Genomic DNA, 13,872 nt, shown 5'->3' with positions numbered 1-13,872 from the left:
GGTCACCCTACCCATGGGGCCCACACAACAATTCCAGGTATTGGCGATCTACTCAGATGGCAGCGATAGCGACGTGACGACCCAAGCGGCGTGGCAAAGTAGTCACCCCAATATTGTCCAGATCGATTCCACCGGCGTTGCCCGCAGTCTCGCTGCTGGTGAAGCAACCATCACCGCCACCTTTGGTGGACTCTCAGCCCACGCTGACGTCACCGTGCCCCCTACCACCTTGAGCAGCCTGACCATTGACCCTGCATCGCTTTCCTTTCCCAAGGGAATCAAGCAGCAGATCAAGGCATGGGCGACCTACTCAGATGACAGCACCATCGATGTGACGACCCAAGTGGACTGGAGCAGCGCTGAACCTGATGTTGTCGGCATTGATGACAAGGGGATCGTCACTGGCCTCGCTTCCGGCAATGCGGTAATCATCGCCACGCTCGGTGAACTATCGGCCAATGCAGAGGTCTTCGTGACCGACGCCACCTTAAGCCACCTCGCCATTAGCCCGGAAACGCTCTCCCTACCCAAGGGGATCAAACAGCCGCTGCTGGCGCTAGCGACCTACAGCGATGGCAGGATCATCGACGTGACAGCCCAAGCGGCCTGGCAGAGTAGCGACGCTCAGATTGTCGCAATTCAACGAGCCAACAGAGCCCGCTTTGATGCCCCCGTTGTCGCCATCGGTCTCGCCTCTGGTAGCGTGAAGCTCACCGCCCACTTCGGTGAGCAAGCAGCATCGATAGAGGAGGCCACCATCACCCCTGCTACCTTGAACCGTCTCGTCATTACCCCTGACACGCTCTCCCTGCCCATAGGGGGCACACAGCCGCTCCAGGTGCAGGCCATCTACACCGATAACAGCCTCTTCGACGTGACGAACCAAGCGGAGTGGCGCAGTGCTGACCCCGACATTATCGACGTCGATACCGATGGGCTCGCCACTGGCCGCGCTTCCGGTAGCGTGGCGCTCACCGCCCAGTTCGATGGTCACACGACACAGACGCACCCCAGAGTGCTCCGTCCCGGTAGAGTGGTGACCTGGGAAGAGCGCTATAGCGGGGGGGATAACAGTGATGTGGCAGAGCAGCTCGAGAATGTGAAGACTATTTTCAGCACAGACTCCGCCTTCGCCGCCTTATTGCAAGACGGTAGCGTCGTCAGTTGGGGGAGTAATCGCCGAGACCATTGGCATGAGGATAACGGTATCGTGCAACCCCAGCTCAAAGGGGTGCAGACCATCTTTAGTACACGTGGCGCCTTCGCCGCCTTGTTGCAGGATGGCAGCGTCGCTACCTGGGGAGATCCCTATTACGGTGGGGATAGCAGTAGCGTGCAGCTCCAACTCAACAAGGTGAAGACCATTTTCAGTAATACGTACGCCTTCGCCGCCTTGAAGCAGGACGGCAGCGTCGTCACCTGGGGGATGGGTTGGAGCGGTGGTGACAGCAGTGCGGTGCAGAGCCAGCTCACCCATGTCAAACAGATTTTCAACACATACTCCGCCTTTGCGGCGCTAAAGCAGGATGGCAGCGTTGTCACCTGGGGATATAACCAACAAGGAGGGGATAGCAGCAGCGTACAGCCCCAGCTCAACAATGTGCAGACCATTTTCTGTAATGCGTCCAACTGCGCCGCCTTGAAGCAGGACAGCAGCGTCGTCACCTGGGGGGGGAACACATCCGGTTGGAATAATAGCGTGCAACCCCCACTCAAGGGGTGCAGACCATCTTTAGTACAGTGTCCGCCTTCGCCGCCTTGTTGCAGGACGGCAGCGTCGTTACCTGGGGGAATGACCCATACGGCGGGAATAGCAGTAGCGTGCAACCCCAGCTCAACAATGTGCAGACCATTTCCAGTCATGTGAGCGCCTTCGCCGCCTTGAAGCAGGACGGCAACGTCGTCACCTGGGGGTATGACCCATACGGCGGGGATAGCAGTAGCGTGCAATCCCAGCTCAAGAGTGTGCAGAGCATCTTTAGTACAGGTAACGCCTTCGCCGCCTTGAAGCAGGACGGCAGCGTCGTCACCTGGGGGAGTAACCCACACGGTGGGGATAGCAGTAGCGTGCACTCCCTGCTCAGCAATGTGCAGACCATCTTTAATACTAATCTCGCCTTTGCAGCACTGAAGCAGGACGGCAGCGTCGTCACCTGGGGGAGATCCTCGGACGGTGGGGATAGCAGTAGCGTGCAATCCCAGCTCAACAAGGTGCAAACCATCTTCAGTACTCTCTCAGCCTTTGCCGCACTGCTGGAGCCGCAATAGCCCCCTTGTCCCTATGGGGCCTATTCAACGGGGAGCCTGATCCCCACCGACCAAAAAGACCGGCCTCATGGCCGGTCTTTTTTTCCTGCCGCACGGGGAGCGGCTATTTTTTGCGCCACTAAATAAATGGGGTGGTGGGAGTGCTTGCAGTACACTGCCTGCGCTTTCTCTTGTAGCCGAGGTGATGATGTATAAGGTTGTAGTCTCCGATCTCGACGGAACTCTGCTCAACAGCGCCCACCAGATCTCCGGGCGCACCCGTGACACCCTGCACGAACTGGTGCAACAGGGGGTCACCTTCGTGATGGCCACCGGCCGCCACTATGTCGATGTGCGCCAGATCCGTGCCCTGCTCGGCCTGGATATCTACCTCATCACCTCCAACGGCGCCGTGGTGCACGACACCGAGGATCGCCTCATCTTCAACCAGACCCTGCCCGAGGCCACCGCCCGCGAGCTGGTGATGCTGGAGCGCGACCCCTCCTTGCACCTCAACGTCTATTACGGTGACGAGTGGCTGGTTGAGGAGGAGATGCCCTGGCTGCTGGAGTTCCACAAAGATTCCGGCTTCAGCTACACCAAGACCGACTTCGCCAGCCACCCGCTGGATCGGGTCAACAAGGTGTTCTACACCGGTGACCACGAGAAGCTGCTGGTGATCGAGCGCCAGCTCAATGAACGCTACGGCGACGCGCTCAACGTCACCTTCTCCCTGCCGGACTGCCTGGAAGTGATGGAAGGCAGCGTCAACAAAGGCAGCGCGGTCAAGGCGGTGCTGGCGCGCTGTGGCCTGCGTCTGGAAGATGCGGTAGCCTTCGGCGACGGCATGAACGATGTCGAGATGCTGAGCATGGTGGGGCGAGGGGTCATCATGGGCAATGCCCATGACCGGCTGGTGAAGGCGCTGCCCGACTATCCGCGCGCCCTGACCGCTGACGAGGACGGGGTGGCCGATTACCTCGAGCGCTGCTGCGCGATGGCCAGCGCGGTGTGATGGCGGCGACACAACAAAAAACGGGGCCTTACGGTCCCGTTTTTTGTCTCCCGGTCAATGCCGGAGAAGAAAGTGGTCGGTGATAGAGGATTCGAACCTCTGACCCTCTGGTCCCAAACCAGATGCGCTACCAGACTGCGCTAATCACCGAGGGGGTATTCTAGAAAGCAAAAAGACCCTGACGGGCCCCGAATGCTTGGTAGTGATGGTGCGAAGGGAGGGACTTGAACCCTCACGCCCGGGGGGCACTAACACCTGAAGCTAGCGCGTCTACCAATTCCGCCACCTTCGCAAATTCGGTTCAGCTTAAATGGGGTGGCTGATGGGACTCGAACCCACGACAACTGGAATCACAATCCAGGACTCTACCAACTGAGCTACAGCCACCACAGCTGTTTTCGACAACTTCTCACCCGCGCTATGGTACGCACAAATGGCGCGCCCGACAGGATTCGAACCTGTGACCTCTGCCTCCGGAGGGCAGCGCTCTATCCAGCTGAGCTACGGGCGCCACGCTGTCGAACGGGGCGAATACTAATGGGCACCCCTGGTACTGTCCAGTCTTTTTTTCAATTTGGGGTGTGAGTGCCGATTTTTAATCCACTCGGGAGAAAAAAGGGGCAATAATGCCCATCTGGTCATGACTTGCGGGGGGAAGCAGGGTTGACTTCAAGCCTCGCCCACCTACAATGAATGAACGTTCATTCACATCCTCGCCGATTATGGACAAACGCGAACGAATCTTTCAGGCAACCGAAGAGCTCCTGGCCGAGAAAGGCTTTCATGGTCTTTCCATGTCCATGGTGGCCAAGCATGCCAACGTGGCCACCGGCACCATCTATCGCTACTTCACCGACAAAAATGACCTGCTGCGGCAGCTCTATATACACGTGAATGCGCAGGCGCTGGAGGCCCTCTATGTGGGCCATGACCCACAGCTGGCCCCGTTCGATCAGTACCGCCGCTTCTGGCTCAACGCGTACCGGTTGATCACCGATGATGCCGACTGTCTGCGCTGCAAGTCTCAGTACGAAGCCTCTCCCCATTACGAGGAGATAGAGCGCGATCCTCAGATCCAGGCGATGTGGCAGCCCCTCTATGACTTTTTTGAGCAGGGACGCCAGCAGGGGCTGTTGACCAACCTTCCCAGCCGGGTGCTCTGCACCCTCAGCCTCGACTCAGTGATCCATATTGCCCAGCTCACCCGCCTCACGGGCGAGCCGCTCGATGCCCCACAGATTGACAGCGTGATCCTCGCCAGCTGGCGGGCCGTGCTGCAACCGACTACCCCATCCCAGGAGTGACCCCCATGAAGAAATGGATGAGCATCATGCTGCTCATCGCGCTGGCCCTGTTCGGCAGCGTGATAGGCTTCAACATGTTCAAGCAGAAGATGATCGCCGGTTATCTGGCCAACCGCCCCGAGCCTGAGTATCCGGTCACGACTCACGTGGTGGCGGCCCGTGACTGGGTACCGACCATCGAAGCCATCGGCTTCATCGAGCCGAACCAGGGGGTCACCCTCAGCACCGAACAATCCGGCACCATCGACAGCCTCGCCTTCGAATCGGGCGACACCATCAAGGCCGATCAGCTGCTGCTGAGCCTGGATGCCAGCGTCGAGAAAGCCAATCTGCGGGCCTCCATGGCCAAGCTGCCAGCCGCCAAGGCCAAGTTCGAGCGGTATCGGAACCTGTTCGCCAAGGGATCGATCTCCCGCGATCAGGTCGACGATACCGAGGCAACCTACCGCTCGCTGGAGGCCGATATCGAGAGCCTCAAGTCGACCATCGCCCGCCGCGAGGTGCGTGCCCCCTTCGCCGGCGTGGTCGGCCTGCGCAACGTCTTCCTCGGTCAGTACCTGCAACCGGGTACCGACATAGTGCGTCTGGAAGACACCAGCGTGATGCGCCTGCGCTTCACCGTGCCGCAGACCGACATCTCACGCATCCGCCTCAACCAGCCGATCCTCATCAACGTCGATGCCTACCCGAGCCGCCCGTTCAAGGGACATATCAGTGCCATCGAGCCGGCCGTCAACTATCAGAGCGGCCTGATCCAGGTACAGGCTGACATCCCCAATAACGACGGGCAGCTGCGCTCCGGTATGTTTGCCCGCGCCAGCATACAGCTGCCGGCTATCAAGGATCAGGTGGTCCTGCCGCAAACCGCCATCACCTTCACCCTGTACGGCGAAAACGTCTATGTGGTCACCGAGCAAGAGCAGAAGGACAAAGAGGGCAAGCCGGTCAAGATCAAGCGAGTCAAACAGGTCGTGGTCAAGGTGAGCGAACGCAAGGGCAATGATGCCCATGTAGTCAGCGGCCTCAAGCCCGGCGACGAGGTGGTCATGTCCGGCCAGGTGCGCCTGAGCAACGGCTCCCGAGTCAAGCTGGTGCAGGATGACAGCCTGCACGTCCCCGACCAGCCCCCCATGCTGTAAAACGCGGAGAGACAGATGCGCTTTACCGACATATTCATCAAACGGCCCATCCTGGCGCTGTCGATCAGCTTCCTGATCGCGTTGCTCGGGTTGCAGGCCGTGTTCAAGATGCAGGTGCGAGAGTACCCCGAGATGACCAACACGGTCGTCACGGTCAGCACCAGCTACTATGGCGCCAGCGCCGATCTGATCCAGGGCTTCATCACCCAGCCGCTGGAGCAGGCCGTCGCCCAGGCCGACAACATCGACTTCATGACCTCGTCGACCCAGCTTGGCAGCTCGACCATCACCGCCTACATGAAGCTCAACACCAACCCGAATGCGGCCCTCTCCGACATTCTGGCCAAGGTGAATTCGGTGCGCTCCCAGTTGCCAAAGGAGTCAGAAGACCCCTCGGTGACCATGTCCACCGGCTCGACCACGGCGGTGCTCTACATCGGCTTCACCAGCCCCGAGCTCAACGCCAGCCAGATCACCGACTACCTGGAGCGGGTCATCAAGCCCCAGCTCTTCACCGTCGGCGGCGTCTCCAAGGTCGACATGTACGGCGGCACCAAGTATGCCCTGCGGGTATGGCTTGACCCGGCCAAGATGGCCGCCTTCAACCTGACCGCCGCCGACGTGACCGGCGTGCTCAGCAGCAACAACTATCAGTCTGCCACCGGCCAGGCCACCGGCTACTTCACCCTCTACAACGGCAATGCCGAGACCCAGGTCAACACCACCGAGGAGCTCGAGCGTCTGGTGGTCGCCACCCGCGACGGCAAGGTGATCCGCCTAGCCGACATCGCCCACGTCTCGCTGGAGAAGAGCCACGACACCTACCGCGCCACCGCCAACGGCCGCGAGGCCGTGGTGCTGGCCATCAACGCCGCCCCGACCGCCAACCCAATCAACATCGCTCACGATGTGCTGGAGATGCTGCCGGATCTCAAGAGCAACATGCCGAGCACCATGGAGGCCAACGTCCTCTATGACTCGACCGTGGCGATCAACGAGTCGATCAGCGAGGTCATCAAGACCATCGTCGAGGCGGCTGCCATCGTACTGGTGGTGATCACCCTGTTCCTCGGCTCCTTCCGGGCCGTGCTGATCCCCATCATCACCATCCCGCTCAGCCTGATCGGCGTGGTCATGGTGATGCAGATGTTCGGCTTCTCCATCAACCTGATGACCCTGCTGGCCATGGTGCTGGCGATCGGTCTGGTGGTGGATGACGCCATCGTGGTGCTGGAGAACGTGGATCGCCACGTCAAGGAGGGGGAAGAACCGTTCCGCGCCGCCATCATCGGCACCCGCGAGATCGCCGTGCCGGTCATCGCCATGACCCTAACTCTGGCGGCCGTGTACGCGCCGATCGCCCTGATGGGGGGCATCACCGGCTCCCTGTTCAAGGAGTTCGCCCTGACCCTGGCCGGCGCCGTGTTCGTCTCGGGCATCATCGCCTTGACCCTGTCGCCCATGATGTGCTCCAAGATGCTCAGGGCCAACGAGGCGCCGGGCAAGTTCGAGAGCAAGGTGCATCACCTGCTCGAGCGCATGACCACCCGCTATGACGCCATGCTCCACGCCGTGATGCAAAAACGCATCGTGGTGGTGGTGTTCGCCGTCATCGTGTTCGCCAGCCTGCCGCTGCTGTTCAAGTTCATCCCGAGCGAGCTGGCGCCGAACGAAGACAAGGGCGTCATGGCGGTGCTCGGCACCGCCCCCTCCAACGTCAACCTGGACTATATCCAGGGGACCATGGCGCAGGTGAACAAGGTGCTCGACGACCAACCGGAAGTGGCCTTCTCCCAGGTCTTCTCCGGGGTGTTCAACGCCAACCAGGCCTTCGGTATCGCCTCCATGGTGCCGTGGAGCCAACGTGACGCAAGCCAGAAAGAGGTGCTCGACCGGGTGGCCGAACTGGTCAAGGATGTGCCCGGCATGTCCATCACCACCTTCCAGTTCCCCGAGCTGCCGGGCGCCTCCAGCGGCCTGCCGGTGCAGTTCGTGATCACCACGCCGAACAACTTCGAGAGCCTCTACCAGGTGGCGAGCGAAGTGCTGGCGGCTGTGCAGTCGAGCGGGCACTTCATCTACTCCGAGCTGGATCTGCACTACGACTCGGCCACCATGAAGATCAAAATCGACAAGGACAAGGCGGGGGCCTACGGCATCACCATGCAGGACATCGGCATCACCATGGGCACCATGATGGCCGACGGCTACGTCAACCGAATCGATCTGGATGGCCGCTCCTATGAGGTGATCCCGCAGGTAGAACGCAAGTTCCGCCTCAACCCGGAGTCGATCAAGGGCTATTACGTGCGCGCCGCCGACGGCCAGTCGGTGCCGCTTGGCAGCCTGATCAGCATCGAGGTGGTCGGTGAGCCGCGCGCCCTGCCCCACTTCAACCAGCTCAACTCGGCCACCATCTCGGCCGTGCTGATGCCAGGCACCACCATGGGTGATGCGATCAACTGGCTGAGCAGCACCGCCGACGAGAAGCTGCCGCAGGGCTATCGCTACGACTACATGGGGGAAGCCCGCCAGTTCGTCACCGAAGGGAGCGCCCTGTACGGCACCTTCGCCTTGGCGCTGGCGATCATCTTCCTGGTGCTGGCGATCCAATTCGAGTCGGCCCGCGATCCGCTGGTCATCATGGTCTCGGTGCCGCTGGCCATCAGCGGGGCGCTGATCGCCCTGGCCTGGGGCGCCGCCACCATGAACATCTACTCCCAGGTGGGGCTCATCACCCTGGTCGGCTTGATTACCAAGCACGGCATCCTGATCTGCGAGGTGGCTAAAGAGGAGCAGCTGCTGCATGGTTGCAACCGGATGGAGGCCGTCATGGCCGCCGCCAAGGTGCGTCTGCGCCCGATCCTGATGACCACAGCGGCCATGATTGCCGGCCTGATCCCGCTGCTCTACGCAACCGGCGCCGGCGCCGCCCAGCGTTTCAGTATCGGTATCGTCATCGTGGCGGGGCTGGCCATCGGCACCCTGTTCACCCTGTTTGTGCTGCCGGTGATCTACACCTACTTGGCCTCAGAGCACAAACCGTTGCCGGTGTTCGACGAGTCACTCCCGCACAAAGCCAAGGCGGGCGGTCACTGATCGCTCATCAGGCAGACGAAGGGGAGCCAGTGGCTCCCCCTCTTTTTACGTCCATATTGCTTAACACTTCACACACAAGTGCTTAAATGGCTGTAACTGTTCGGTTATAATCCCGCCATAACAAGGGACAATGTATGTCTGCTGGGAGAATGAGCGCGTGTTACCAAGATTGAACCATCTGCTGGCTGCCAGTCTGGCGGCCCTCTGTCTCTCGGCCACAGTACAGTCGGCAGAGCAGGCGTTGTCACCCGATGCCATCGCCGAGCGCATCAAGCCGGTAGGCAGCGTCTATTCCGCCAAGGATCTGGAAGGGATCGCCACGGCGGCCACCCCTGCGCCAGCGGCCTCGAGTGGCCCGCGCGACGGCGAGACGGTCTTCAAGGGGGCCTGTTTTGCCTGCCACGATACCGGCGTTGCCGGCGCCCCCAAGCGGGGTGACAAGGCGGCCTGGGAGCCGCGTATCGCACAGGGCTTCGATACCCTCAAGAAACACGCCATTGAAGGCTTCACCGGCAAGTCAGGCATGATGCCGCCCCGCGGCACCTGCGCCAGTTGCAGCGATGAAGAGATTGAGAACGCCATCCACTTCATGATCGACAAGCTGTAACTGCTTGAAAGGGCTGCAAGTGCAACCCTTTCTATCCTGTCGGGCCCGGCTACGCTTTAAGGAGTGTCAAGCAAGGGCCCGCTCATGACCACACACAGTTCCCAGCGCTCAGCGACACCATCGCTGCTGGCGCTGGTCACCACTATCGTTAACTTCCCCTCCCCCGAGCATGCGACCTCGACAGAGTATGACGAGTTGCGCCAACACCTCGCGACCCACTGCACCCTCAGCCATTTTGCCCTGCTTGGCTATACCCGCTCCGGGCTGAAATGGATCTACGAATTCGGCCTCAACGACAGCCTGAAAGAGCAGCTCAAGGCGGATCCGGAGCGGATGCTGGATCTGCTCGGTCATCTCAAGGAGGAGGCCGGCTGGTGCCAGCAAAGCGTCAGTAACGGGCCGGTGATCCGCCTGCTGGCCAAAACCACCCCGAGCGAGCAGCCGACCCTCAACCTGCTGCTCGAGTGCCTGGCCAACCGCATGAGCGAGGCGCAGACCGATGCCCAGATAGGCCAGGATCTCTCGCCGCTGGCCCAGCGTCAGCCCGACTGGCAGCAGAAGATGGAGAGCCTGAACCGGGTGATGCGGCTGGCCAACAGCCTCCCTTCCCAGGCGTTCTATGCCCAGCTCGATGCCGCGTCCCAGTTCGTGCTGGGCGCCTGCGACTTCATCCTGCTGCAATTGGAGGAGTACCATGGGCAGACACTCTACCCCGAGCACACCGAGCTGGGCGAGGCGGTGCTACAGAGCCTGTGTCACACCACCCATACCATGGAGACAGAGCGCCACGGCCGCTTCTGGATCAGCCATCCGCTGCGCCTGCAACACCACTACTTCGCCCACCTGCTGCTGAGCCTGCCGCACGCACCGGGCCCGGACGAGCGGCTGCTCATCGACTTCCTGCGCGGTCAGCTCACCATGGTGATGGAGCTGCAACGGATCCGGGAACAGTTGGCCGAGCTGAGATCCCTTGAGTCGATCGACCTGCGCCTGCATCAGCTACGCCAAGCCAACCTGCGTCTGCAAAAGCAGCTCAAACGCCACCAGGAGCTGGAGCGCAAACTGCAATTCGATGCCCTGCACGACCCGCTCACCATGCTGCCCAACCGCGCCTTCCTGATGAACCGGCTCGATCAAGCGATGAAGCACTACCACAGGCACCGCTCACCCGGCTTCACCCTGATCTTTATCGATGTGGATCACTTCAAGGAGATCAACGACGCCCTTGGTCACAAGGTGGGGGATCTGCTGCTCAAAGAGATCGCCGTCCGCCTTAGCAGCTGTGTGCGACAAAATGATCTGGTGGCCCGCCTCGGTGGGGACGAGTTTGTGATCTACCTTGACGCCAGCACAGACAACAGCACCATCAGCCCGGTATTGAGCCGCATCCTCGAGCGCCACGCCGCCCCATTCCGGCTGCTTGGCAACGAGCTGCAAGTGCAGCTCAGCATGGGGGTCGCCACCGTCACCGAGCACACCTCGGATGTGAGCCAGCTGCTGCACCAAGCAGATCTGGCCATGTACCAGGCCAAACGCAGCGGACGCAACCGCATCGTCATTTACTCGGAAGCCTGCCAGGACAGAGACTGGCTCTCGCCTGAGCTGGAGCTGGCCAAGGCCCTCGAGGAGCGGCGCATCCTGCCCTACTTCCAACCGGTGATCCGGCTGAGCGATGGCCAATTGGCCGGCCTTGAGGTGATGGCGCGCTGGCTGACTCAGGAGGGGATACTCAAGGATGCGTTCGACTTCATTCCACTGGCCGAGCAGTGCGGCCTCATTTTGGAGCTGGATCGGCTGATCCTGCGCCACACCTGTCAGCAGTTGCAGAACTGGCTGGCCCAGCTGGGCGGTAACAGCATCAAGGTGTCGCTGAACCTCTCTGGCAAGCATCTGGCCAGTCAGGAGCTGGTCGATAAGTTGCTGGCCATCATCAGCGAGAGCGGAGTGCCGATCGGCAATCTGGTGTTCGAGTTCAACGAGCGGGAGCTGTCGCGCCTCGACACCGATACCCTGACCATATTGCACGAGCTGTGTGCCCATGGGCTGCAAATCTGCCTGGATGACTTCGGCACCGGCTTCTCCTCCCTCAATGCCCTGTTCCACTATCCGGTGGACTACATCAAGGTCGACGACAGCTTCACCCATCGCATGCTGCAATCGCCCAAGGATCTGGCCCTGATCCGCGCCATGCGCGACATCAGTCAGGATCTCGGTTTTCGGCTTATCGTCGAGGGGATCGAGACCCAGCTCGAGTACCAGAAGCTACTCGAGCTGGGGTGTGAGCTGGGCCAGGGGCGCTTCATCGCACCGCCCATGCCGGGGATCGATATTCCCCCCCTGCTGGGACGGAACATCACGGTGCAGGGCTAGTCCTTCTTGAACAGGGCGCGCAGGTTGGCCACCCCGACCTGCCCCTTCTGCTGCCGCTCCTCGGCAGTCACCTTCTTCTGGTTCTCCCACTCCAGGTCATCCTGAGGCAGCTCGAGCAGGAAGCGGCTCGGCTCCGGACGCATCGTCTCGCCAAACTGGCGCCGTTCGCGGCACAGGGTGAAGGTGAGCTCGCTCTGGGCCCGGGTGATCCCCACGTAGGCCAGACGCCGCTCCTCCTCCACGTTGTCCTCGTCGATGCTGGTCTGGTGGGGTAGCAACCCCTCCTCCATGCCCACCATGTAGACGTAGGGAAACTCCAGCCCCTTGGAGGCGTGCAGGGTCATCAGCTGCACCTGATCCACCTCATCCTCCCCTTCGTTGCGCTCCATCATGTCGCGCAACGTGAGGCGGGTCACCACCTGGGGCAGGGTCATGGGTTCATCCATCTCTCCCCCTTCCAGCATCTCGGTGATCCAGCGATAGAGGGTCGAGACGTTCTGCATCCGCATCTCGGCCGCCCGCTGGCTGGGTGAGGTCTCGTAGAGCCACTCCTCGTAGTGGATCTCCTTGATCATGTCGCGCACCGCCTCGACGGGATTGCCGCGGGCGGCGTTGTCGCCCAGACGCACCAGCCACTCGGTGAAGGCGCGCAGGGCCACCAGGCCACGGCCGGAGAGGGATTGTTCGAGCCCCAGCTCGAAGCTGGCAGCAAACAGGCTCTTGCCGCGCTGGTTGGCATACTGACCGAGTTTTTCCAGCGTGGTGGGGCCAATCTCGCGGCGCGGCAGGTTGACCACCCGCAAAAACGCCGTGTCTTCGTCCGGGTTCACCAGCAGCTTGAGGTAGGCCATGATGTCCTTGATCTCGGTGCGCGAGAAAAACGAGGTACCGCCCGAGATGCGATAGGGGATGCGGTTTTGCATCAGCGCCTTCTCGAAGATGCGCGACTGATGGTTGCCCCGGTAGAGGATGGCGTAGTCCTTGAAGCGGGTGCGGTTCATGAACTTGTGGCCCATCAGCTCGGCGGCGATGCGCTCCGCCTCGTGCTCCTCGTTCTTGGCAAACAGCACCTTGAGCTTCACCCCCTCATCGAGATCGGAGAAGAGCGCCTTGTCATAGACGTGGGGGTTGTTGGCGATCAGTATGTTGGCGCACTTGAGGATGCGCTTCTTGGAGCGGTAGTTCTGCTCCAGCTTGATGAGCTTCAACTGCGGGAAGTCCTGGCCGAGCAACACCAGGTTCTGCGGCTTGGCCCCACGCCAGGAGTAGATCGACTGATCGTCGTCCCCCACCACGGTGAAGCGGGCCCGCTCCCCCACCAGCTGCTTCACCAGCTCGTACTGGCTGGTGTTGGTGTCCTGGTACTCGTCCACCAGCAGATAGCGGATCTTGGCCTGCCAGCGGGTTCGCACCTCTTCATTGGTCTTGAGCAGCAGGGTCGGCATCACGATGAGATCGTCAAAATCGAGGGCGTTATAGGCCACCATCTGCCGGTGATAACGCTCATAGAGCTGGGCCTGCAGCACCTCGTCCGGGCCACGGGCAATGCGCATGGCCCGCGCGGGCAGCACCAGATCGTTCTTCCAGTTGGAGATCTGGGTGATCAGCGCCGAGAGGCTGTCCTTATCGTTATCCAGCTCCGCCTCTGTCAGCTCCTTGAGCAGGGCCAGCTGATCGGTATCGTCAAACAGGGAGAAGTTGGCCTTGAGGTTGAGCGTCTTGTGCTCGCGGCGGATGATCTCGAGCCCCAGCGTGTGGAAGGTGGAGACCATCAGCCCCCGCGCCTCCTTACGGCCCAGGGTCTGGCCCACCCGCTCCTTCATCTCCCGCGCCGCCTTGTTGGTGAAGGTCACCGCCGCAATGTTGCGGGCGTTGTAACCGCACTGCTGCACCAGATAGGCGATCTTGTTGGTGATAACGCGGGTCTTGCCGGAGCCCGCTCCGGCCAACACCAGGCAGGGGCCGGACACATACTTGACCGCTTCATTCTGATTGGGGTTGAGCTTCATGGAGGACTCCGCAGCAAAAGGAGGGGCAAGATTGTAACAGAAAGCATCCCCCCCATGCCTGCAGCAAACTTGTGCTTTGCGG

At 61.1% G+C, this 13,872-nt stretch carries 9 protein-coding genes and 4 tRNA genes; 8 read left to right on the top strand and 5 right to left on the bottom strand.

Annotated elements, in window-relative coordinates; translation table 11 throughout:
- The 3 genes from BN1134_RS20060 to BN1134_RS14215 form a co-directional block, all read left to right on the top strand.
- On the top strand, window positions 1-1,867 hold a 1,867-nt coding region (locus BN1134_RS20060; RefSeq protein WP_198133190.1), incomplete at its 5' end, for an Ig-like domain-containing protein.
- Window positions 1,822-2,268, top strand: coding sequence for an RCC1 domain-containing protein (locus BN1134_RS18940; protein WP_156991797.1), 447 nt, complete (start codon window positions 1,822-1,824; stop codon window positions 2,266-2,268). The genes BN1134_RS20060 and BN1134_RS18940, both read left to right, overlap by 46 nt.
- A 187-nt stretch (window positions 2,269-2,455) precedes the next feature.
- The gene (locus tag BN1134_RS14215; RefSeq protein ID WP_042048025.1) at window positions 2,456-3,262 is read left to right on the top strand and encodes a Cof-type HAD-IIB family hydrolase; all 807 of its coding nucleotides are present in this window, start codon (window positions 2,456-2,458) and stop codon (window positions 3,260-3,262) included.
- A gap of 73 nt (window positions 3,263-3,335) precedes the next feature.
- On the opposite strand, the gene BN1134_RS14210 is transcribed toward BN1134_RS14215, so the two are convergent.
- The 4 genes from BN1134_RS14210 to BN1134_RS14195 all read right to left on the bottom strand — a co-directional run bounded on the left by BN1134_RS14210 (window position 3,336) and on the right by BN1134_RS14195 (window position 3,773).
- A tRNA-Pro gene (locus BN1134_RS14210) sits at window positions 3,336-3,412 on the bottom strand.
- 56 nt (window positions 3,413-3,468) lie between these two features.
- A tRNA-Leu gene (locus BN1134_RS14205) sits at window positions 3,469-3,554 on the bottom strand.
- 19 nt (window positions 3,555-3,573) lie between these two features.
- Window positions 3,574-3,649, bottom strand: a tRNA-His gene (locus tag BN1134_RS14200).
- 47 nt (window positions 3,650-3,696) lie between these two features.
- Window positions 3,697-3,773, bottom strand: a tRNA-Arg gene (locus tag BN1134_RS14195).
- Window positions 3,774-3,951: 178 nt separating this feature from the next.
- Between BN1134_RS14195 and BN1134_RS14190 the strand changes: the two genes are divergently transcribed.
- The 5 genes from BN1134_RS14190 to BN1134_RS14170 all read left to right on the top strand — a co-directional run bounded on the left by BN1134_RS14190 (window position 3,952) and on the right by BN1134_RS14170 (window position 11,781).
- Window positions 3,952-4,566, top strand: a complete 615-nt coding sequence (locus BN1134_RS14190) for a TetR/AcrR family transcriptional regulator (protein ID WP_332309663.1) — start codon at window positions 3,952-3,954, stop codon at window positions 4,564-4,566.
- A gap of 5 nt (window positions 4,567-4,571) precedes the next feature.
- Window positions 4,572-5,705: an efflux RND transporter periplasmic adaptor subunit gene (locus BN1134_RS14185; RefSeq protein WP_042048021.1), complete on the top strand. Its 1,134-nt coding sequence runs from the start codon at window positions 4,572-4,574 to the stop codon at window positions 5,703-5,705.
- Between the two features lie 15 nt (window positions 5,706-5,720).
- The gene (locus BN1134_RS14180) at window positions 5,721-8,804 is read left to right on the top strand and encodes a multidrug efflux RND transporter permease subunit (RefSeq protein WP_042048020.1); all 3,084 of its coding nucleotides are present in this window, start codon (window positions 5,721-5,723) and stop codon (window positions 8,802-8,804) included.
- A 130-nt stretch (window positions 8,805-8,934) separates the two neighbouring features.
- A complete protein-coding gene (locus BN1134_RS14175) occupies window positions 8,935-9,411 on the top strand; it encodes a c-type cytochrome (protein ID WP_042048018.1) in 477 nt (158 codons plus the stop codon).
- Window positions 9,412-9,495: 84 nt separating this feature from the next.
- A complete protein-coding gene (locus BN1134_RS14170; RefSeq protein WP_042048017.1) occupies window positions 9,496-11,781 on the top strand; it encodes a putative bifunctional diguanylate cyclase/phosphodiesterase in 2,286 nt (761 codons plus the stop codon).
- On the opposite strand, the gene rep is transcribed toward BN1134_RS14170, so the two are convergent.
- Window positions 11,778-13,790 (bottom strand): DNA helicase Rep, encoded by a 2,013-nt coding sequence (rep, locus tag BN1134_RS14165; protein WP_042048015.1) that lies wholly within the window; start codon window positions 13,788-13,790, stop codon window positions 11,778-11,780. The genes BN1134_RS14170 and rep overlap by 4 nt on opposite strands.
- Between the last annotated feature and the right edge of the window lie 82 nt (window positions 13,791-13,872).

This window comes from Aeromonas simiae, from assembly GCF_000820125.1.
Lineage (GTDB): Bacteria > Pseudomonadota > Gammaproteobacteria > Enterobacterales > Aeromonadaceae > Aeromonas > Aeromonas simiae.
The sequence above is the reverse complement of the archived record's forward strand: the minus strand, read 5'-3'. Positions and strand labels throughout refer to the sequence as shown.